Genomic DNA, 19,476 nt, shown 5'->3' with positions numbered 1-19,476 from the left:
TCTCCATGCGCGTCTCGGTCATCGGTTGCGGTTATCTGGGTGCGGTGCACGCGGCCTCGATGGCCGAGCTCGGCCACGAGGTGGTCGGCATCGACGTGGACGAGCGCAAGGTGGCGACCCTGCGCGACGCCCGGGCACCCTTCTACGAGCCCGGGTTCGAGGACCTGCTCCGCCGCACCCTCGGCACTGGCCGGCTGTCGTTCTCCACCGACGTGGCCGACGCGGCCGGCGCCCGGGTGCACTTCCTGTGCGTGGGCACGCCGCAGAAGCACGGCGAGTACGCCGCCGACCTGCGGTTCGTCCAGGCCGCCGCAGAGTCTCTACTGGAGGTCCTCGAGCCCGGGGACCTGGTGGTGGGCAAGTCCACCGTCCCCGTGGGAACCGCGGCCGAGCTGGCGGCCGTCATCGAGGGCAAGGTCCCCGGGGCGCTGTTGGCGTGGAACCCGGAGTTCCTGCGCGAGGGGTTCGCCGTCCGCGACACCCTGCACCCCGACCGCCTGGTCTACGGCCTGCCCGCCGGCCCCGACGGCGAGGTGGCCCGGCAGCTGCTCGACGAGGTGTACGCGCCGATCGTCGCCCGCGGCACGCCGCAGGTCACCACCGACCACGCCACCGCCGAGATGGTGAAGACGGCGGCCAACTCCTTCCTCGCCACGAAGATCTCCTTCATCAACGCGATGGCCGAGCTGTGCGAGGCCACCGGTGCCGACGTCAAGCTGCTGGCCGACGCCATCGGCTACGACGACCGGATCGGGCGGAAGTTCCTCAACGCCGGGCTCGGGTTCGGCGGCGGCTGCCTGCCCAAGGACATCCGCGCGTTCATGGCCCGTGCCGGCGAGCTGGGTGCCGACCAGGCGCTGACGTTCCTGCGCGAGGTCGACAACATCAACATGCGCCGCAGGATCCGCATGGTGGAGCTGGCGCGCGAGGTGCTCGACGGGTCGCTGCTGGGCAAGCGGGTGGCGGTCCTCGGCGCGGCGTTCAAGCCCGACTCCGACGACATCCGCGACTCCCCGGCGCTCAACGTCGCCGCCCAGCTGCAGCTGCAGGGCGCGGTGGTCTGCGTGACCGACCCCGCCGCGGTGGACAACAGCCGCCGGGAGTGGCCGCACCTGGACTACGCCGCCACCCCGGAGGAGGCCGCGGCCGACGCCGACGCCGTCCTGGTGCTCACCGAGTGGCGCCAGTACCGCGAGCTCGACCCGGCCGCGTTCGGGGAGCTGGTCCGGCAGAAGCGGGTCCTCGACGGGCGCAACGCGCTCGACCGCGAGGCCTGGACCGCCGCCGGCTGGACCTACCGGGCCCTGGGCCGCCGCGCCGGCTGACCCCGGCGGTCCGGCAGGCTCCTATCCCGTGAACGTCCCGCTCACCGCCGGGGTGGTGGACCCGGGGCCACCAGCCCAGATACCGGCGACCGCCCGCAGCTCCCAGGAGACGACCTGACCGGACAGGCTCGTGAACTCACTCATGACCGTCCCGATGGGCAGGTCGCGGGTGACGCCACCGACTGTGAGCCGCCACGCCGTCGCGCCCGTCGGCGCGACACGAGGCAGCTGGACCGTCGCAGTACTCGACCTCACGGAGATCCAGGGAGCGTAAGGAGCGGGCATCGGCACCGCGGTACCGGTGGTCGCCGGACCGGTCGTGCTGGCCGAGGAGCTCATGTGCACGGCCGCGAGACTGAGTGAGTAACTCCGGCCGTTCGTCATACCGGTCAGCCAGTAGTCGGCACGGTCGATGCCGACGAGCTGCCTCGCGACGCCGTCGACCGTCAGCCTCCAGTGAGTGGCGTCCGCCGGAGGACTTGGGAACACGACCCGAAGCGCGCCGTCGCGGGCCTCAACCAGCGGGGCAGCCGGCTGCCCCGGTACGACGCTGGCCGGGGTGAATGTCCCGGAGGCGGCAGGTGTGACCGAGCCGGACTGCCCATTCCAGGTGCCGGCAACTGCGCGAAGCTCCCAGCGGGTCGCCGCTCCCGGGACGAGGCCGGTGAACTGACTGGTGGTGGTGCCGACCGGCAGGATGCGCGTGACGTCGCCCACGGTCAGCTGCCAACCGGTCGCGCCGACCGGGACCGTGCGCGGCAGGGTCACCGTGGCCGTGGTGTCGACGACGGTCACGACCGGGTTCCACGGAGCCGGCATGGGGGCTGCGGTGCCAGAGGTGGCCGGACCGGTCGCCGACGCGGTGGCCGTCACAACTGCGCCAGCCAGGCCGATCGTGTAACTCCGACCGTTGGTCAGGCCGGTCAGCCAGTAGTCGGCTCGGCCGACCGGGATCAACTGCTTGGCGACTCCGTCGACAGTCAACTGCCAGTGCGTGGCCCGAGCTGGAGCAGGGGGGAACACCACCCGCAAGGCGCCGTCGCGGGCCTCGACGAAGGGGACCACAGGTGAAGCCGGCAATTGTTCCGAGGTGACCGGGGTGAAGATTCCCGACGCGGCTTGCGAGGTGCCCGGTTGCCCGTTCCACCCGCCAGCGAGCGCCCGCAGCGTCCACGGCGTCGCCACACCCGGGGGCAGGCCGGTGAACACCTCGGGCCTGGCGTCGAGCGGCAGGTCCCGGATGGCCGTACCGACCGTCAGTCGCCAGCCGGTCGCCCCGGTCGGGGCCGTCCGTGGCACCTGCACCGTCACAGTCGTGCCCGTGACGCTGACGGAGGGATTCCAGGGGAAGGCCATTGGCACCGCGGTGCCCGTGGTTACAGCGGAGGACAACGCCCCGGTCGACGATGCAGAGACCGCGGCCAGCGACAGGTCGTAGCTCGTGCCGTTGCTCAAGCCGGTCAGCCAGTACGTGGTCGTGCTGACCGGGATGAGCTGCTTGGGGGCGCCATCGATGCTCAGCCGCCAGTGCGTCGCCCCAGTGGGAACGGTCCGGGGGAAGACGATCTTCAGTGCGCCGCTATACCCCTCGACGGTTGGAGCTGCCGGCGTGGCGGGGGTCATCAGGACCGCCTGCGTGGGTGCGGACCAGGCGACCACGGAGCCGACGTCATTGCTCGCGGTGACTGCGACGCGGAGGAAGGCGCCGACGTAGCCGGACCCCGGCACGAAGCCGCCGCCCGTGTACGCCGTGGCGACGCAGGACGACGGGCTGACCGGGTCGGTGCAGCGGTACCACCGACGGGCGAGGGTCAGGGCGCCGGACTCGGCCGTCGCGCGCCAGGAGCCGGTCGAGGAGGCGAGGGTCTGACCGACGTGCGCCGTTCCGGTGATCCACGGTGGGCCCATGGCGACCGGCGGGGCGACGACAGGGTCGTCGACGTGCCCGGCTCCTCCGAAATAGGGGGAGGTGAGCGCCTCGCGCAGGGCAGCCGCGGCCGTCGGGTCGTTCTCGATGCGCCAGTCGTGCCGAGAGGGGTGGTCGAACCAGGTGAAGCCGACGAGCCGCGGGATGGCCAGCAGCCCGGCGACTTGGTCGAGGATCATCGCTGGCCGAGTGCTGCCGGGGAGGACCGCTGTCTCAGCGACGTAGATCGGCTTGGCGGGCGCGACCCGATCCAGCTGGCCGACGGTGGCGGCGAACAAACGGGCGGTGTCGTTCGTATCGTCGAAGTAGGCGTCGAAGCCGGCCCAGTCGACGTAGGCGTCTCCGGGGTAGTACGGGCCCACGTCCCCGGGCGTCGGCCAGTCGACCACGTTGGGCGCCCACACCCAGACGGCGTTCGTCGCGCCTGCGCCGGTGACCACGTCATGGACGTGCCGGTACGCGGCCACATAGTCCGCGGGCGTGTTGCCGTTCACCCCCGCACCCCACGGGTACCAATTGCCGTTCATCTCGTGTGCGAAGCGGATGGCGACCGGGCCGTCGACGGCGGCAATCCTGCTGGCTTGTTGGCGGAGGTAGGCGTCGAAGTCGCCGGCCGCGATGCGGCTCAACGGGTAGGGGTTCGCTGTCGGCTGAGTGGAGTCGTACGGCTCCCAGGTCATCATCGGCAGCCGATCGTCATCGACCAGTCGCTGTAGCGCCTCCCTGTCGACCTGGTAGTTCAGGCCAGCGAAGAACAGGACCACCGACGGGTCGACGCCCGTGGCGGCTGTGAAGGCGGCGGTGGCGTTCGGGTCGCTGGGCAGGCCTGGGACCGAGGCGCCGACGTAGACCCTTGAGGGACAGACCACGGCGTCGTGGGTGCAGCCGGGTGGGGCGGCTTGAGCGCTCACGGCCGGCAGGAGAGCACCCCCGCTGAGGAGGACCGCTGCCGCCGTGGCGAGGACCGCCAACCGGGCCCAGGTGCCGGTGATCGCCATGCCTTCTCCGCACGTCGTTGCGCGGCTCCGTGGCCGCCGTCGGCCGCCATCTGCTCCGCTGTTCGGACTCTCGTCCCGAGGAGCATCGGCACGCAGCACCGCGGCTGGTGCCGACACGGATGCCGCCTCACCCGGACGGGCCAGCGCGCACGTCCGACCGGCCGCACGAGCGGCGTGTGTGCTCTCGCGGCCGGCCCAGGACCGTTCTGGCTACGTCCCCACAGGCGTAGTCGGCGCCCGTCGTTGAGCGCGGCCCGCAGCTGTGAGCTGCCAGGCTGCCGGGGTGAGCCTGGAGCTGCTGCGGTCCGCCTACGGCGCCCTGTCCGGCCTGGTCGGCGACCTGACGCCGGAGGAGGGGGACCGGCCCAGCGGCTGCGCGGGCTGGGCGGTCCTCGACCTCACCCAGCACCTGCTCGACGACGCCCGCCGGGGACTGGTCGCGCTGGCCACCCCGGCGGCCGGGCCGGCCACCACCGACGCCGTCGCGTACTGGCGCTCGTGGCAGCCCACGCCCGAGGACGACGACTCCACCGCGTGGCGCACCCGCGTGCGGGCCAGCGTCGCGGGCGGCATGCCGAACCTGGCGCCGCTGTACGCGGAGACGGCGGCCGCGGTCTGCGTGGCCGCGGGCCGCGTCGACCCCGGCGACCTCGTGGCGACGCAAGGCCGGGTGGTCCGTGCCGGCGACCTGACGTCCACGCTCGCCGTCGAGGCCGCGGTGCACCACCTCGACCTGGTGGCGCACCTGGACCGGCCCGGGCCGCCGGCCGACGGGCTGGCCGAGGTCCGGCGGGTGCTCGGGGCGCTGCTCGGCGGCGCCCTCCCGGACGGGTGGGACGACGCCACCGCCGCCCGCCGCGGCACCGGCCGGGAGCCGCTGACCGCCGCCGACCGCGCCGCGCTGGGCGGGTCCGCCGGCCGCTTCCCCCTGTTCGGCTAGCGCGCGGCGCTGACCAGGGACACTGGGGGCGTGCCCGCCGCCGCTGCCGTCCCCACCGCCACCGACGTCCTGGTGGTGGGAGCCGGGCCGGCCGGATCGGCCGCCGCCGCGTGGGCGGCGCGCGGGGGGGCGACGTCCTGCTCGCCGACGCCGCCGTCTTCCCGCGCGACAAGGCCTGCGGCGACGGGCTGACGCCGCGCGCGGTCGCCGAGCTCGACCGGCTCGGCCTCGGCGACTGGGCGCGCAGCAGGGCCCGCAACCGCGGCCTGCGCGCCGCCGGCTTCGGCCGGGTCTGGGAGCTGCCCTGGCCCGGCGGGGCGTTCCCCGACCACGGCAGCGCCGTGCCGCGCACCGAGCTCGACGCCCGCATCCGCGCCTGCGCGCTGCGGTCCGGCGCGACGCCGCTGGAGGGTGCCCGGGCGGTCGACGTCGAGCGCGACGGCGACCGGGTGCGCGGCGTGGTGTTCGACGTCGGCGGGGAGCGGTCCACCGTGCGCTGCCAGCGGCTGGTCGTCGCCGACGGCGTCCGCTCGCCCCTCGGGCGGGTCCTCGGGCGGGAGTGGCACCGCGACACCGCCTACGGCGTCGCCGCCCGCGGCTACGTCGCCTCCGGGCGCAGCGACGACGAGTGGATCTCCTCGCACCTGGAGCTGCGCGACGCCGAGAGGGAGCTGCTGTCGGGCTACGGGTGGGTGTTCCCGCTCGGCGCGGCGGCCGGGCAGGTGAACATCGGCGTCGGCACGCTGGCCACCGCGCGCCGGCCGGCCGGGGTGCAGCTCAGGGCGCTGCTGGAGACCTACGCGACCGCCCGCCGCGGGGACTGGCAGCTGTCGGGACCGGTGCAGGCGCCCGCGTCGGCGCTGCTGCCGATGGGCGGGGCGGTGTCCGGTGTGGCCGGGCGGAACTGGGCGCTGGTCGGCGACGCCGCCGGGTGCGTCAACCCGCTCAACGGCGAGGGCATCGACTACGGCCTGGAGACCGGACGCACGCTGGCCGGGATGCTCGGTGAGGCCGACTGGTCCGCGGCGTGGCCGGCCACCCTGCGCGGCCACTACGGCGAGGCGTTCTCCATCGCCCGCCGGCTGGCCGGGTTGCTCACCCTGCCGCGCCTGCTGCCCGCGGCGGGACCGGTCGGCATGCGCTCCCGCCTGCTGATGACGGTGGCGCTGCGGGTGATGGGCAACCTGGTCACCGACGCCGACCGCGACGTCGTCGCCCGGGCCTGGCGCCTCGCCGGCCGCGTCTCCCGCCGCCTCGACGAGCGTCCGCTCTTCGCCTGAGCGGGACCCGCGCGGGTCAGCCCACGAACGGCGAGTTGTACATCGCGAAGTAGACGGCGATGTAGTGGCAGATCGCGGCCACGATGGTCATCGCGTGGAAGACCTCGTGGTAGCCGAACACGCCCGGCCACGGGTTCGGCTTCTTGATCGCGTAGGCCACGCCGCCGACCGTGTAGAGCACCCCGCCCGCCGCGAGCAGCACCAGCGACGTCACGCCGGCGATGTGCAGGATGTCGGTGAGGATGAAGACGGCGACCCAGCCCAGGCCGATGTAGAGCGGCACGCCCACCCAGCGCGGCGCCGTGGGCCAGGTCAGCTTGAGGCAGACGCCGGCCAGGGCCCCGGCCCAGACGCCGCCGAGGATCCAGTAGCCCAGGGGCTGGTCGACGGCGAGCAGCGAGAACGGCGTGTACGTGCCCGCGATGAACAGGAAGATCATCGAGTGGTCGAGCCGCTTCATGATCCGCCAGCCGCGGGGTGACCAGCGCCGGCGGTGGTAGAGCGCGCTGATGCCGAACAGCCCGCAGATCGTGAGGCAGTAGACGGCGACGGAGAAGCCGGCCCGGGCGCCGAGCACCGAGCCCAGCGGGATGAGCACCGCGCCGGCGGCGATCGCGCCGAAGAACGCGAACAGGTGCAGCCAGCCGCGCATCCGCGGCCGGGTGTCGGGGTGGTCCCAGTCGTCGTCGTCGAAGTCCTCGGCGGTCCAGGTCCCCTCGACCTGCTGCCCCTCCTCCAGGACCGTGGCCACGGCCGGACCGCGCGGGGCCTCGAGTTCGGCCCCGTCGTCGGCCTGCACCCGGACACGCCGGCGGTCGTCGGGGGAGAGGCTCATGCACCGAGGTTACGGAGGCGTAGGTCGGCCTGCACCGGCAGCGACCTGTGAGTTCGCCGTCATCCGCGCGGAGCCCCGACGCGCGCCCGGGAGGCTGCGGAACGGCGGCGTCCCCGGACGCCTAGTGTGGGCGCCGTGGGGGCGCGCCAGTGGGTCCGCGACGCGCTGACCCAGCTCTACGAGCGCCGGCTGGCGCAGCAGCTGGTCGGCGCCGACGTCCCCCGCCACGTCGGCGCGATCATCGACGGCAACCGCCGCTGGGCGCGCGCCACCGGGCTGCTCGACCCGAACGCCGGGCACCGCCGCGGCGCCGACCGGATCGCCTCCTTCCTCGGCTGGTGCGACGAGGCCGGCGTCGAGGTGGTCACCCTCTTCCTGCTCTCCACCGACAACCTCTCGCGGCCCGAGCCGGAGCTGACGCCGCTGCTGCGGATCATCGAGGGCGTCGCCCTGGACCTCTCCGCCCCCGACCGCCGCTGGCAGCTGCACCCGGTCGGCGCGCTGGGCCTGCTGCCGGCCGAGACGGTCACCGTCCTGAAGGAGGCCGAGGAGGTCACCCGCGCCCGGCCGGGCGCGACGGTCAACCTCGCCGTCGGGTACGGCGGGCGCCGGGAGATCGCCGACGCCGTCCGCTCGCTGCTGGCCGACCACGCCAGCCGGGGGACGTCGCTGGACGAGCTGGTCGAGTCCCTCGACGTCGAGCACATCGCCGAGCACCTCTACACCCGCGGCCAGCCCGACCCCGACCTCGTCATCCGCACCAGCGGCGAGCAGCGGCTGTCGGGTTTCCTGCTCTGGCAGACGGCGCACTCGGAGTTCTACTTCACCGACGTCTACTGGCCCGACTTCCGGCGGGTGGACTTCCTGCGCGCGCTGCGGGCCTACGGGGCGCGGCACCGCCGTTTCGGTGGGTGACAGACTCGGGCGCATGTCTCCCGGCGCCGTCGACGTCCCCCTCGAGTACGTGCGGCTGGGACTGCGCTTCGACCGGCTGGAGGCCGGCTTCGTCGACGCCTACACCGGGGAGAAGCGGATCCGCGCCGAGGTGGAGAGCGAGCCGGCGCCCACCCCGCAGGGGCTGCGCGACCAGGCCCGCGCGCTGCTGCGCGAGCTCGACGCCGCCGGCCTCGCCGAGGACCGCACGGCCTTCCTCCGCGGCCAGCTGACCGGCCTGGAGTGCAGCGCCCGGAAGATGAGCGGTGAGCCGGTCGGCTTCCTCGACGAGGTGCGCAGCTACTTCCAGGTCGACCTCGTCCTCGGCGACGCCGCCTCCTACGCCGCCGCGCACGCCGAGCTCGACGCGCTGCTGCCCGGCGACGGCACGCTGGCCGAGCGCTACGCCGCGCACCGCCGTCGCGAGGAGTGCCCGCCGCAGCGGCTGGAGGCGGCGGTGCACGCGCTGTCCAGCGCCCTGCGCGACCGGGTGCGCGGCCGCTACGGCCTGCCCGAGGTCGAGACGGTCCGCTACGAGGTGGTCACCGACAAGCCGTGGTCGGGCTTCAACTACTACGAGGGCGACTTCCGCTCCCGGGTGGCCATCAACGCCGACCTGCCGCACCGGCTCAGCCAGCTCGCCCACCTGGTGGCGCACGAGTCCTACCCCGGCCACCACACCGAGCACTGCCGCAAGGAGCGCGGGCTGGTCGAGCGCGACGGGCACCTCGAGCACACGGTGTTCCTGGTGAACACGCCCGAGTGCCTCATGGCCGAGGGCCTGGCCGACCTCGGCGTCGACGCCGCCGTCGGCAGGGGGTGGGGTCCCTGGGGCGCCGAGGTGCTCGGTGACCTGGGACTGCGCTTCGACGGGCACCTCGCCGAGCGGATCGCCGCGGCCGCCGCGCCGCTCAACCGCGTGCGCCAGGACGCCGCCGTCATGCTGCACGACCGCGGTGCCGACGCCGACGAGGTGGCCGCCTACATCCAGCGCTGGTCGCTGGTCAGCCCCGACCGCGCCCGGCAGCAGCTGCGCTTCCTCACCCATCCGCTGTGGCGGGCCTACATCACCACCTACGTCGAGGGCTACGACCTGCTCCAGCGCTGGCTGGCCGCCCGGCCGGAGGGGCAGGACGTCGCCGACCGCTTCGTCCGCCTGCTCGACGAGCCGCTGACCCCCGCCGTCGTCACCGCCGAGCTGTCGGCCGCCTGACCGGTGCCCCGCCGCGATCCCCGGGAGGCCCGCGCACTCGGCCTGTGGACGGCGGGCTGGCTGTTCGCGCTGCTGCTCGCGGGCCTGGTGTGGATCGGCGACCTCCGCGTGCAGTGGCCGGTGCTCGCGGTCCCGCTGGTGTGGGCGCTGGTGGCGCTGCGGCCACGGGGCGGCCGGCGCTCCCGCGACGAGTGGCCCCCGGACGACGACCTGGCCGGCTGGCCACCGCCGGACGACGTCCCGCCGCGGACGCCGCCCACCCGCGAGCTGCCCTGGCTGCCCGACGTGCCCAGGGACCGCCGCTCCGAGTGAGGTCGCTGTCCCGGCGCGGTCCCGTCCGGGCACAGTGGGCGCATGTCGACCACGCGGCTGCTGCTGCTCGGGGCGGTGCGGGTGTTCCAGCCGGTGCACGGCTACCTGCTGCGCCGCGAGCTGCTGAGCTGGCAGGTCGAGGACTGGGCGCACGTCAAGCCGGGCTCGATCTACTCGGGCCTGCGGACGCTGGCCAGCCACGGCCTGGTCGACGAGGTGCCCGGCGACCCGGTGTCCTACCGGCTCACCCCCGACGGCGAGGTGGAGTTCCGCCGGCTGCTGGACCTGGCGCTGCGCGAGCCCGCACCCGGTGACCCCTCGCGGCTGCTGGCCGGGCTGTGCTTCGTGACGGTCCTGCCGCGGGCGGAGGTGCGGGAGGCGCTCCGGGCGCGGGCGCTGCACCTCGAGGCCGCGGCGTCCGGCACGGCGGCACGGGTGCGCAGCGTGGTCACCGACCGGCTGGCGCCGGCGACCACCGCCGAGCTGTTCCAGGTCACCGGGCACTGGATCGAGGGCGAGCGCGCGTGGGTGCGCGAGGTCTGCGGGCGCCTCGACGCCGGGCACTACCGGTTCGCCGGCGAGGAGCCCGGCCCCGACCTCCCGGTCGACGGCGTCTGGCCGCCGGCGGTGCTGGGCGACGCGCCGGAAACGGGTTGACCGCCCGCTAGTCAAAGTTGAACACTGCCCGCGTGATCGAGGCCCGCGGGCTCGCCCGCACCTTCCGGAGGAAGAAGCAGGAGGTCCGTGCCGTCGCCGGTGTAGACCTCGACGTCGCGGCCGGCGAGATCGTCGGCTTCCTGGGTCCCAACGGGGCCGGCAAGACCACCACCCTGCGCATGCTCACCACGCTGCTGGTGCCCACCGCGGGCACCGCGACCGTGGCCGGCTGCGACCTGCTGGCCGACCCGGTCGGCGTGCGCCGCCGCATCGGCTACGTCTCGCAGAGCGGCTCCACCCAGCCCGAGGCGCTGGCGGGGGAGGAGGTCGTCGACCACGGCCGCCTCTACGGCATGAGCACCGCCGACGCCACCGCCCGCGGCCGCCGGCTGTTCACCGAGCTCGACCTCGAGGGGCTGTGGGAGCGCAGGCCCAAGGCGATGTCCGGCGGCCAGCGGCGCCGCCTCGACATCGCGATGGGGCTGGTGCACGAGCCGGGGCTGGTCTTCCTCGACGAGCCCACGACCGGCCTCGACCCGCAGGCCCGGGCCAACCTGTGGCAGCACGTCCGCGGACTGCGCGAGGAGCGGGGGACGACGGTCTTCCTCACCACCCACTACCTCGACGAGGCCGACGCGCTGTGCGACCGGATCCTCGTCATCGACTCGGGCGCGATCGTCGCCGAGGGCACGCCGGACGCGCTGAAGTCCGGCGTCGGCGGCGACGTCCTCACCGTCACGGCCGCCCGCGCCGACGAGGCGGGCGAGGTCGCGCGGCTGGTCGCCGGGCTGCCGGGTGCCGAGGCCCCGCAGGTGCACGGCGACCGGGTGGTCGGCCGCGTCCCCCACGGCGGCGCCGCCCTGGTGCAGCTGGTCCGCGAGCTCGACGCCGCGGGCCTGGGCATCGCCGGCATCGAGAGCCGCCGGCCCAGTCTCGACGACGTCTTCCTCGGGCTGACCGGGCGGTCGCTGCGCGAGGAGGGCACGCCCGTCGCGCCCGTCGTCCCCCAGCCGGAAGGAGCACTGCGATGACCCTGCCGGTCGCCACCAACGGCATCGGCCGCGACACCTGGACGGTCTTCGCGCGCGCGATGCGGCTCTCGCTGCGCAACCCGGCGTGGGTGGTCATCGGCCTGACCCAGCCGGTGCTCTACATCCTGCTGTTCGGGCCGCTGCTGGAGCCGCTGTCGGGCCAGCTCGGGTCGGGCAACGCCTACCAGGTGTTCGTGCCCGGGATCCTCGTGCAGCTGGGCATCTTCGGTGCGCTGTTCGTCGGCTTCGGCCTGATCGCCGAGTGGCGGGCCGGCGTCGTGGAGAGCCAGCGGGTGACCCCGGCCAGTCGCACGGCGCTGCTGCTGGGCCGGGTGCTGCGCGACGTCGTCGTCCTGCTGGTCCAGGGGACGGTGCTGGTGCTGGTGTCGCTCCCGCTCGGGCTGCGGGCGCCGGTGCTGGGGGTGGTGCTGGCGCTGGCCCTCGTCGCGCTGCTGGGCGCGGCCTTCTCGGCGGTGTCGTACGCGCTGGCCCTGACGCTGAAGAGCGAGGACGCGTTCGCGCCGCTGCTCAACGCCGTCGTCCTGCCCGTCCTGCTGCTGTCGGGGATCCTGCTGCCGATGAGCCTGGCGCCGGGGTGGCTGCAGGCGGTCAGCGACGTCAACCCGCTCAAGCACGTCGTCGACGGCGTGCGGTCGCTGTTCGACGGTTCGTACACCTCCGCGACGGCGTGGTGGGGGCTCGGGCTGACCCTGGCGATGGCGGCGCTGGGCTGGTGGTTCGGCGTCCGGCGGTTCCGGCGGGAGTCCAGTTGAGCGACGGGAGGGACTCGTGGGTCCCCCCGAGGGATGACACGCCGCCTCGTCGTCATGTGACTGTCACCTCACGGCTCTAGCGTCCGGGGTGGACGACGGGCCCGCTCCGCCGTCCACGGGAGGCCCGGTTGGTGCTGACGTCCACGTCCACCGAGGGGGCCGGTCCCCGGCCCCTGCGCCGGGACCCGGCCACCTTCGAGCCGGGGCGCAGCACGCGCCCCATCGGGAGTCGACCGTGACCATGCGCCGCACGTACGTCCTCGACACCTCCGTCCTGCTCTCCGACCCCCGCGCGCTGCTGCGCTTCGGCGACGCCGACGTGGTGCTCCCGCTGGTCGTCATCGGGGAGCTCGAGGACAAGCGGCACCACCCCGAGCTCGGCTGGTTCGCCCGCCAGGCGCTGCGACTGCTCGACGACCTGCGGGTCACCCACGGGCGGCTCGACGCGCCGGTGCCGGTGGGGGAGGACGGCGGCACGCTGCACGTCGAGCTCAACCACAGCGACGCCGCGGTGCTCCCGGCCGGCTTCCGCAACGACAGCAACGACAGCCGGATCATGGTGGTGGCGCTCAACCTGCGCGCCGAGGGCCGCGACGTCTGCCTGATCACCAAGGACGTGCCGCTGCGGGTCAAGGCGGCGGCGGTCGGCCTGGACACCGACGAGTACCGCGTGCTCGACGCCGTCGACGCAGGCTGGACCGGCATGGCCGAGCTGTCGCTGGAGGACGCCGAGCTCTCGGCCCTCTACGACACCGGCGAGGTGTACGTGCCGGCGGCCGCGGAGCTGCCCGCGCACACCGGGCTGGTGCTGCTGAGCTCGCGCGGGTCGGCGCTGGGGCGGGTGACGCCGGACAAGCAGGTGCGGCTGGTGCGCGGCGATCGCGAGGCGTTCGGGCTGCACGGGCGCTCGGCCGAGCAGCGGGTGGCGCTGGACCTGCTGCTCGACCCGGAGGTCGGGATCGTCTCGCTCGGCGGGCGGGCGGGCACCGGCAAGTCGGCGCTGGCGATCTGCGCCGGGCTGGAGTCGGTGATGGAGCGGCGGGCGCACAAGAAGGTCGTGATCTTCCGGCCGCTGTACGCCGTCGGCGGGCAGGAGCTCGGGTACCTGCCCGGCAGCGAGGGCGACAAGATGTCCCCGTGGGCGCAGGCGGTCTACGACACCCTCGGCGCGCTGGTGTCCACGGCGGTCCTCGAGGAGATCGCCGCGCGCGACCTCATCGAGGTGCTGCCGCTGACGCACATCCGCGGGCGCTCGCTGCACGACTCGTTCGTGATCGTCGACGAGGCGCAGTCGCTGGAGCGCGGCGTGCTGCTGACCGTGCTGTCGCGGCTGGGCAGCGGGTCGCGGGTGGTGCTCACCCACGACGTCGCCCAGCGGGACAACCTGCGGGTCGGCCGGCACGACGGCGTGGCCGCGGTGGTCGAGCAGCTCAAGGGCCACCCGCTGTTCGCGCACGTGACGCTCACCCGCTCGGAGCGCTCGCCGATCGCCGCCCTGGTCACCGAGATGCTGGAGGACTTCCCCCTCTGACCGGCTGACCGACCGGGCTCTTGCGGTGTCCCGACCGCTCTCGCGGCCCTGCAGGACCGCGGGAGCGACGGGAACACCGCAAGAGCCGGTCAGCGCGGTCGCCCGGCCCGGCTGGGCGCCCGGCGGATGCGGCGATCGACCACGGACGGGGTGTCGAGGTCGGCCCAGGTCCAGCGGGCCACCTCCCACCCCGCGTCGCGGATCTCGTCCTCGCGGAGCTCCTCTCGGAAGACGACGTCGCCCGGGTCGCGGCCCTCGTCGGCCCGGTACTCCACACGCCCGTCGAACTCGCCGACGGTCCGGTGCTCACGCCAGCCGAAGTCGCACCGGCCGATCACCGACCGGTTCGGCCGCAGGAGCCGCACCTGCAGGTCGGGAGCCGGGATCCCGAGCCGGTGGAGGAGCACCCGGCTGCGGCTCTCGCCGACGCTCTCGCTGCGTCCGTCCGCGAACGTCGTGACGCGTGCGGCGCGGCGGGAGCCGGGCACCGGACCCATCCGCTCGAGGCAGGCGGTCAGGTCCTCCCGCGACAGGTGACCGCTGGCCAGCGCGGCGTCGACGGCGCTGTCGCAGCACCGCAGGAGCACGAACGACGCCGCGGGAGCGGGTCAGGGGACGGGGGCGGGGTCCTCGTCGGGGAGGGCCGACGTCGCGCGGGCGCGGCGGTCGGCGGGGCGGGTCCGCGGCGTCGCGGCCCAGCGCAGCAGCGCCACCGCGCCCCAGCCGGCGAGCAGGCACCAGGGCAGCCGGGCGGCCACCTCGTCGACCGTGAAGTCACCGCGCAGGTACAGCGCGAGCACCGGCAGGGCCAGCACGAGCCCCACCGTGAGCACGTCCCAGCGCAGCGGGCTCATGACTCAGCGCTCTCCAGCCGCTCGCACAGCAGGGAGGCCCAGCGGTGCGCGGTGGCCCGCGCCCCGTCGATGAGGGCCACCGGCACCGTCGTCCGGCCCAGCACGGCGGCGGGGTCGGCGGTCAGGTCGGTGTCCTGGACGACGAGGGCGTCGACGCGGGGGAGCGCGTCCAGCCACGGGCCGACGTCCTCGGGCTTGCGGGTCGCCTCGACGACGGCCCACACGCCCGCCGGCGAGAAGATCGCCATGATCTGCTCCAGCCACGTGCGGGCACCGGCGCGCATCGGGGCGTCCACCGCCACGACGGTCGGCGTCCCCGCGACGGCGGCCTCCTGCTTGCGGGCGATCGCCGTGTCGACCGAGGTGATCCGTCCGCCCTCGGGCGCCAGCGCGGCGAGGTCCCCGCGGGTGGCCCACTGCAGCCGGTCGGCGTCCAGGCGCATGGTGGCCGCCAGCGAGCGGGCGGCGGCGAGCGTCTCGACGCCCGGACCGACCACCAGCAGCACCTCACCGGCGCCGGTCGGGGCCGGCGGCGCCACCGGCAGCGCAGCGCCGAGCGCCCGGGTGAGCGCCGCGTAGGTGCCGGCGTCGGCGACCTCGCCGGTGAAGCCGGCGCCGAGCAGGTCCTCCGGGACACCGAGCGCGCGCAGCCGCGCGACGGTCCCGGCGGCCTCGACCAGGCGCGGGTCGACCCAGCCGCGGCCGGCGGGCGTGGTGCCGGCCTCGCGGACCGACGACACGACGACACGACCCGGGGTCCAGCCGCGGCCGGCACGGGCGTCGACCGGCAGGCGGGTCACGGTCGCCAGGCCCGGCGCCGGGGCGGCCACGCGGGCGACGGCCTGGCCGGGCACCGGCGGCAGGCGGCGGGCCGGCGGCACGGGCGGGCGCCCGAGGAGCCGCGGCACGGCCAGCTCCGCGCCGGGGGTGGGCGGCGGCAGCAGGGACAGCGGCGGCAGGACGGCGGTGGAGTCGAGCGCGAGCGGCGCGGGGTCGCTGGCGGTCGGCGCGAGCACCGCCTCCTCGACCTCCCACTCGTCGGACTCGGCCGAGGCCTCGACCCAGGCCGGCTCCTGGTCGGCGCGCTGCGAGGGCGCCGGGACCGGCGGGCGGCCGCGGTGCACGCCGCCCTGCGTCGAGGCGCTGGCGAGCACGCCGCGGAGGATGTCGGTGAGGGCGTCGTCGGGGGTGTCGTGCGCCAGGGCGGCGCGCAGCACCTCGGCGATGGCCTCCTCGCGCCCGGTGACGGGGCCGGTGAGGTCGGGCTCCGCGGCCCACTCGGCCACCGGCCGCGGCGCCGGCACCTCGATGGGCTCCGCGACGACGGCCGGCAGCACGTCCGTGACGGGCTCGTCGTCGAGCACGAGGGCCACGGCGGCGGTCCCGACGGCGGGCTCCTCGACAGCGGGCTCCTCGACAGCGGGCTCCTCGACGGCGTGCTCCTCGACGGCGGGCTCCTCGACGGGCCCGAGCAGGTCGGTGAGCAGCGAGTCCTCGTCGTCGGCCGGGACCTCGTCGTCGGCCGGGACCTCGTCGGCGGGCTCCTCGGCGGCCTCCTCGAGAACCTCGTCGACGACGTCCTCGTGGACCTGGGCGACGGGCTCGGGGGAGACGGCGGGACAGGAGACCGGCACGGGGTCGGCCCACATGTCCACGCCGGGCACGGCCACCTCGACGGCCTCGGCCACCTCGACGGCCTCGGCCACCTCGACGGCGGGCTCCTCGACGGCGGCCTCCTCGACGGCGGGCTCCTCGACGGCGGGCTCCTCGACGGCGGGCTCCTCGGCGAGCGGCGCGACGGGCGCAGGAGCCGGCGCGGCAGCGGGTGCGGCCATCGCCGCGGCGAGCGCGGCGGCCAGCGGCGTCGACGGCGCGGGCGCCGGCTCCGGCGTCCGCAGCACCGAGGACAGCTCGGGCTCCTCGTCCCTGGCCGTCGCGGCGGCGGTCGCGTCGGCGACCTCCTGGACCGCGCGCAGGGCCTCGGCGGCCGACAGCGCGGCGGCCGAGCGGACGGCGTCGTCCACGGCCTCGCGCACCTCGCGGTCGCCGGCGACGACCTGGGCCAGCGCGGCGGTGAACAGCGACGGGCCGGCGGCCTCGGCCGGCGTCGCCGGGGGCCGCACCGGGGCGCGGCCGGTCCGGCGGGCGGCCGGAGCGGGAGCAGCGGGAGCCGCAGCGGCAGGGGCCGCGGTGCGGGGTGCGGCAGCCGGGCGGAACGCGGCGGCAGCGGGAGCCGGGCGGCGCGCGGCGGCAGCGGGAGCCGGGCGGCGCGGCGTGCTCACCGACGCGCGGGAGTACAGGCCGGCGCCGGGGTCGCCGTCGGCGGAGCCGAGCAGGCCGGCCAGCTCGGCGACCGGGTCGGGCAGCTCGCGGGGCGCGGCCGGTCGGGCGGTGGGGCGGGCCGCCGCGGGCCGGCCGCGGTGCATCTCGGTCGCCCGCAGGAAGGCGCCGGTGTCCTGCAGCGGGCCGGGGTCACGGCTGAGCGCGGCCTCGATGCGGCGCGCGGACTCCGACTTCGGCGCGGGGGCGCGCCGGGCCGGCTCGACCTCCTCCACCTCGGCGACGAAGCGCTCGGTGGCGAAGAAGCCCAGCACGCCGCCGGAGCGGATGCGGCGCACGCCGACGATCCGCACCGCGTGCCCGTACCGCTCCCGCGCCGCCGCGACGGCGGCCTCGGGCGTGGGCGCCTCAACGGATGGCAACGGCACCGTTCACCACTCCCAGTGACTCGATCTGGGCCGTCCGGGAGACCTCGGAGTACGAGATCACCGGCAGGCGGGGGAGGACCTGACGCATCAGGCGGGACAGCGCGGCCCGCACCTGCGGGGAGCACACGAGGACGGGGGACAGACCGTGCTGCTCGGCGTCCTCGAGCAGCCCGCTGCAGCCGGTCACCAGGGCGTCGACCGAGCCGGCGTCCAGCGCCAGCACCTGGCCGCCGTCGCCGTGCCGGACCGCCTCCAGCAGCCGCTGCTCGAAGCCGGGCTCGACGGTGAGCACGTGCAGCCGCTCGTCGGGCGTGACGTAGGGGTGGCTGATCGCCGAGCCGAGCGCGGAGCGCACCGCCTCGACCAGCCCGTCGAGGTCGGTCGAGGTCTTCGCCCGCAGCGACAGCGCCTCGAAGATGCGCACCAGGTCGCGGATGGAGACGTTCTCCTCGAGCAGCGCGTGCAGCACCCGCTGCACCTCGCCGAGGGTGAGCAGCGCCGGGGTGAGCTCCTCGACGACGACCGGGTGGGTCCGCTTGACCATCTCCACCAGCAGCCGCACGTCCTCGCGGCCGAGGAGCTCGGCGGCGTTCTGCCGGACCACCTCGGCGAGGTGGGTGGTGATGACGGAGGAGCGGTCGACGACGGTGGCGCCGGCCATCTCCGCCTGCCGCTGCAGCTCGACCGGCACCCACTTGGCCGGCAGGCCGAACACCGGCTCGCGGGTGGGCCGGCCGGGCAGCCCGTCGAGGGCGTCGCCGATGGCCAGCACGGTGCCGGCGGGCGAGATGCCCTTGGCCGCCGGGACGCCGTTGAGCCAGATGACGTACTGCGACGCCGGCAGGTCGAGGTTGTCGCGGGTGCGCACCAGCGGGATGACCAGGCCGGTCTCCATCGCGACCTTCCGGCGCAGCGCCTTGACCCGGTCGAGCAGGTCGCCGCCGCGGGAGGAGTCGACCAGGTCGACCAGGTCGAAGGCCACCTCGAGCTCCAGCGGGTCGACCCGCATGCGCTCGGCGATCGCCTCGGGGGAGTCGGGTGCCGGCTCCTCGGCGGCGGCGATCGCCGGCGTCTCGTCGTCCTCGGGCGGGACCTCCTGCATGCGGGAGGCCATGAACAGGAAGACCCCGCCGATCACGAGGAACGGCAGCTTCGGCAGCCCGGGGATCAGGCACAGCGCCAGCGCGGCGCCGCCGGCGATGCGGACGGGCTGCCTGAACCGGCCGAGCTGGGCGAGCAGGTCGGTGCCCATGTCGGCCTCGCTGGCCGAGCGGGTCACGATGATGCCGGTCGCGGTGGACAGCAGCAGCGCGGGGATCTGCGAGACCAGGCCGTCGCCGACGGTCAGCAGCGAGAAGGTGGCGACGGCGTCGCCGGGCGCCATCCCGCGCTGCATGACCCCGACGGCGAACCCGCCGACCAGGTTGATGATCGTGATGATGATGGCCGCGATGGCGTCGCCCTTGACGAACTTCGAGGCACCGTCCATCGAGCCGTAGAAGTCGGCCTCGGCGGTGACCTCGGTGCGCCGCTTGCGCGCCTGCTTCTCGTTGATCAGCCCGGCGTTCAGGTCGGCGTCGATGGCCATCTGCTTGCCGGGCATCGCGTCGAGGGTGAAGCGCGCGCCGACCTCGGCGACGCGGCCGGCACCGTTGGTGATGACGACGAACTGGATGATCGTGAGGATCACGAAGATCACCAGGCCGACGACGAGCGAGCCGCCGATCACGAAGTGCCCGAACGCCTCGATGACCTTGCCGGCGTAGCCGTCGGTGAGGACCAGCCGCGTCGAGGAGACGTTGAGCGCGAGGCGGAACAGCGTCGCGATGAGGATCAGCGAGGGGAAGACCGCGAAGTCCAGCGACCGCTTGATCTGCATGGCGACCAGCAGGATCAGCAGGGACGCGGTGATGTTCAGGCCGAGCAGCAGGTCCAGCACCGCCGCGGGCAGCGGCACGACCAGCATGAGGACGATGGCCACCACGCCGATGGGCACGGCTGCCTTGGTCATCCCTCGCACGGGCAGTCCATCGGCAGCCGGGGGTGCCCGGCCGACCGCGGACGCCGCACCAGTCACAGCCGCCCCACGCCGGGGCGAGGCATGGGAGGCCCTCCGCACGTATCGGCAGGCGGGACGTGCGTATCGCCTCCAATGCCCC

The 19,476-nt window shown here is 75.0% G+C and carries 16 protein-coding genes; 10 read left to right on the top strand and 6 right to left on the bottom strand.

Annotated features, from left to right (window positions below; genetic code table 11):
* The first annotated feature begins 5 nt into the window (after window positions 1-5).
* Window positions 6-1,325, top strand: coding sequence for a UDP-glucose dehydrogenase family protein (locus JD79_RS02275; protein WP_110004228.1), 1,320 nt, complete (start codon window positions 6-8; stop codon window positions 1,323-1,325).
* Window positions 1,326-1,346: 21 nt separating this feature from the next.
* On the opposite strand, the gene JD79_RS02270 is transcribed toward JD79_RS02275, so the two are convergent.
* The gene (locus JD79_RS02270; protein WP_110004227.1) at window positions 1,347-4,250 is read right to left on the bottom strand and encodes a glycosyl hydrolase; all 2,904 of its coding nucleotides are present in this window, start codon (window positions 4,248-4,250) and stop codon (window positions 1,347-1,349) included.
* Window positions 4,251-4,533: 283 nt separating this feature from the next.
* On the opposite strand from JD79_RS02270, the gene JD79_RS02265 reads away from it, so the two are divergent.
* A complete protein-coding gene (locus JD79_RS02265) occupies window positions 4,534-5,190 on the top strand; it encodes a maleylpyruvate isomerase N-terminal domain-containing protein (RefSeq protein ID WP_110004226.1) in 657 nt (218 codons plus the stop codon).
* Window positions 5,191-5,300: 110 nt separating this feature from the next.
* The gene (locus JD79_RS02260) at window positions 5,301-6,470 is read left to right on the top strand and encodes a geranylgeranyl reductase family protein (RefSeq protein WP_281270262.1); all 1,170 of its coding nucleotides are present in this window, start codon (window positions 5,301-5,303) and stop codon (window positions 6,468-6,470) included.
* 16 nt (window positions 6,471-6,486) lie between these two features.
* Here JD79_RS02260 and trhA read toward each other — a convergent pair whose 3' ends face one another.
* The gene (gene trhA, locus JD79_RS02255) at window positions 6,487-7,305 is read right to left on the bottom strand and encodes a PAQR family membrane homeostasis protein TrhA (RefSeq protein WP_110004225.1); all 819 of its coding nucleotides are present in this window, start codon (window positions 7,303-7,305) and stop codon (window positions 6,487-6,489) included.
* Between the two features lie 135 nt (window positions 7,306-7,440).
* Here trhA and JD79_RS02250 point away from each other — a divergent pair, with 135 nt between their 5' ends.
* The 7 genes from JD79_RS02250 (at window position 7,441) to phoH2 (ending at window position 13,755) form a co-directional block, all read left to right on the top strand.
* On the top strand, window positions 7,441-8,220 hold the full coding sequence (locus JD79_RS02250) for an isoprenyl transferase (protein WP_110007338.1): 780 nt from the start codon (window positions 7,441-7,443) through the stop codon (window positions 8,218-8,220).
* Window positions 8,221-8,233: 13 nt separating this feature from the next.
* Window positions 8,234-9,451 carry a DUF885 domain-containing protein gene (locus JD79_RS02245; RefSeq protein ID WP_110004224.1) on the top strand — a complete coding sequence of 406 codons (1,218 nt, stop codon included), beginning with the start codon at window positions 8,234-8,236 and terminating at the stop codon, window positions 9,449-9,451.
* A gap of 3 nt (window positions 9,452-9,454) precedes the next feature.
* A complete protein-coding gene (locus JD79_RS02240) occupies window positions 9,455-9,763 on the top strand; it encodes a hypothetical protein (RefSeq protein ID WP_110004223.1) in 309 nt (102 codons plus the stop codon).
* Between the two features lie 42 nt (window positions 9,764-9,805).
* Entirely contained in the window at window positions 9,806-10,420 is a 615-nt protein-coding gene (locus tag JD79_RS02235) for a PadR family transcriptional regulator (protein WP_110004222.1), read from the top strand.
* Window positions 10,421-10,452: 32 nt separating this feature from the next.
* Window positions 10,453-11,451: an ATP-binding cassette domain-containing protein gene (locus JD79_RS02230; protein WP_110004221.1), complete on the top strand. Its 999-nt coding sequence runs from the start codon at window positions 10,453-10,455 to the stop codon at window positions 11,449-11,451.
* Window positions 11,448-12,224 (top strand): ABC transporter permease, encoded by a 777-nt coding sequence (locus JD79_RS02225; RefSeq protein ID WP_110004220.1) that lies wholly within the window; start codon window positions 11,448-11,450, stop codon window positions 12,222-12,224. The genes JD79_RS02230 and JD79_RS02225 overlap by 4 nt, the downstream gene beginning before the upstream one ends.
* Window positions 12,225-12,465: 241 nt before the next feature.
* Window positions 12,466-13,755 (top strand): RNA 5'-3' helicase PhoH2, encoded by a 1,290-nt coding sequence (phoH2, locus tag JD79_RS02220; protein WP_110007337.1) that lies wholly within the window; start codon window positions 12,466-12,468, stop codon window positions 13,753-13,755.
* Window positions 13,756-13,844: 89 nt separating this feature from the next.
* On the opposite strand, the gene JD79_RS02215 is transcribed toward phoH2, so the two are convergent.
* From JD79_RS02215 to flhA, 4 genes are read right to left on the bottom strand one after another with little or no spacing between them, the layout of a single operon-like run.
* Window positions 13,845-14,342, bottom strand: a complete 498-nt coding sequence (locus JD79_RS02215; protein ID WP_110004219.1) for a hypothetical protein — start codon at window positions 14,340-14,342, stop codon at window positions 13,845-13,847.
* 21 nt (window positions 14,343-14,363) lie between these two features.
* Window positions 14,364-14,609 (bottom strand): hypothetical protein, encoded by a 246-nt coding sequence (locus JD79_RS02210; RefSeq protein ID WP_110004218.1) that lies wholly within the window; start codon window positions 14,607-14,609, stop codon window positions 14,364-14,366.
* Window positions 14,606-17,311 (bottom strand): hypothetical protein, encoded by a 2,706-nt coding sequence (locus JD79_RS02205; RefSeq protein WP_146220366.1) that lies wholly within the window; start codon window positions 17,309-17,311, stop codon window positions 14,606-14,608. The genes JD79_RS02210 and JD79_RS02205 overlap by 4 nt, the downstream gene beginning before the upstream one ends.
* Window positions 17,298-19,328, bottom strand: coding sequence for a flagellar biosynthesis protein FlhA (flhA, locus tag JD79_RS02200; protein WP_245899558.1), 2,031 nt, complete (start codon window positions 19,326-19,328; stop codon window positions 17,298-17,300). Before flhA ends, JD79_RS02205 begins: the two co-directional genes overlap by 14 nt.
* Window positions 19,329-19,476: the final 148 nt, after the last annotated feature.

It is taken from the genome of Geodermatophilus normandii (assembly GCF_003182485.1).
Taxonomy (GTDB): Bacteria; Actinomycetota; Actinomycetes; order Mycobacteriales; family Geodermatophilaceae; genus Geodermatophilus; species Geodermatophilus normandii.
Note: the sequence above shows the minus strand (reverse complement) of the source record. Positions and strands in the feature narration are given on the sequence as shown.

Coding starts and splice junctions, on each gene's coding strand:
- JD79_RS02210 (WP_110004218.1), bottom strand. CDS start 14,609: ATGAGCCCGCTGCGCTGGGACGTGCTCACGGTGGGGCTCGTGCTGGCC.
- JD79_RS02225 (WP_110004220.1), top strand. CDS start 11,448: ATGACCCTGCCGGTCGCCACCAACGGCATCGGCCGCGACACCTGGACG.
- JD79_RS02245 (WP_110004224.1), top strand. CDS start 8,234: ATGTCTCCCGGCGCCGTCGACGTCCCCCTCGAGTACGTGCGGCTGGGA.
- JD79_RS02270 (WP_110004227.1), bottom strand. CDS start 4,250: ATGGCGATCACCGGCACCTGGGCCCGGTTGGCGGTCCTCGCCACGGCG.
- JD79_RS02275 (WP_110004228.1), top strand. CDS start 6: ATGCGCGTCTCGGTCATCGGTTGCGGTTATCTGGGTGCGGTGCACGCG.
- phoH2 (WP_110007337.1), top strand. CDS start 12,466: ATGCGCCGCACGTACGTCCTCGACACCTCCGTCCTGCTCTCCGACCCC.
- JD79_RS02235 (WP_110004222.1), top strand. CDS start 9,806: ATGTCGACCACGCGGCTGCTGCTGCTCGGGGCGGTGCGGGTGTTCCAG.
- flhA (WP_245899558.1), bottom strand. CDS start 19,328: ATGACCAAGGCAGCCGTGCCCATCGGCGTGGTGGCCATCGTCCTCATG.
- trhA (WP_110004225.1), bottom strand. CDS start 7,305: ATGAGCCTCTCCCCCGACGACCGCCGGCGTGTCCGGGTGCAGGCCGAC.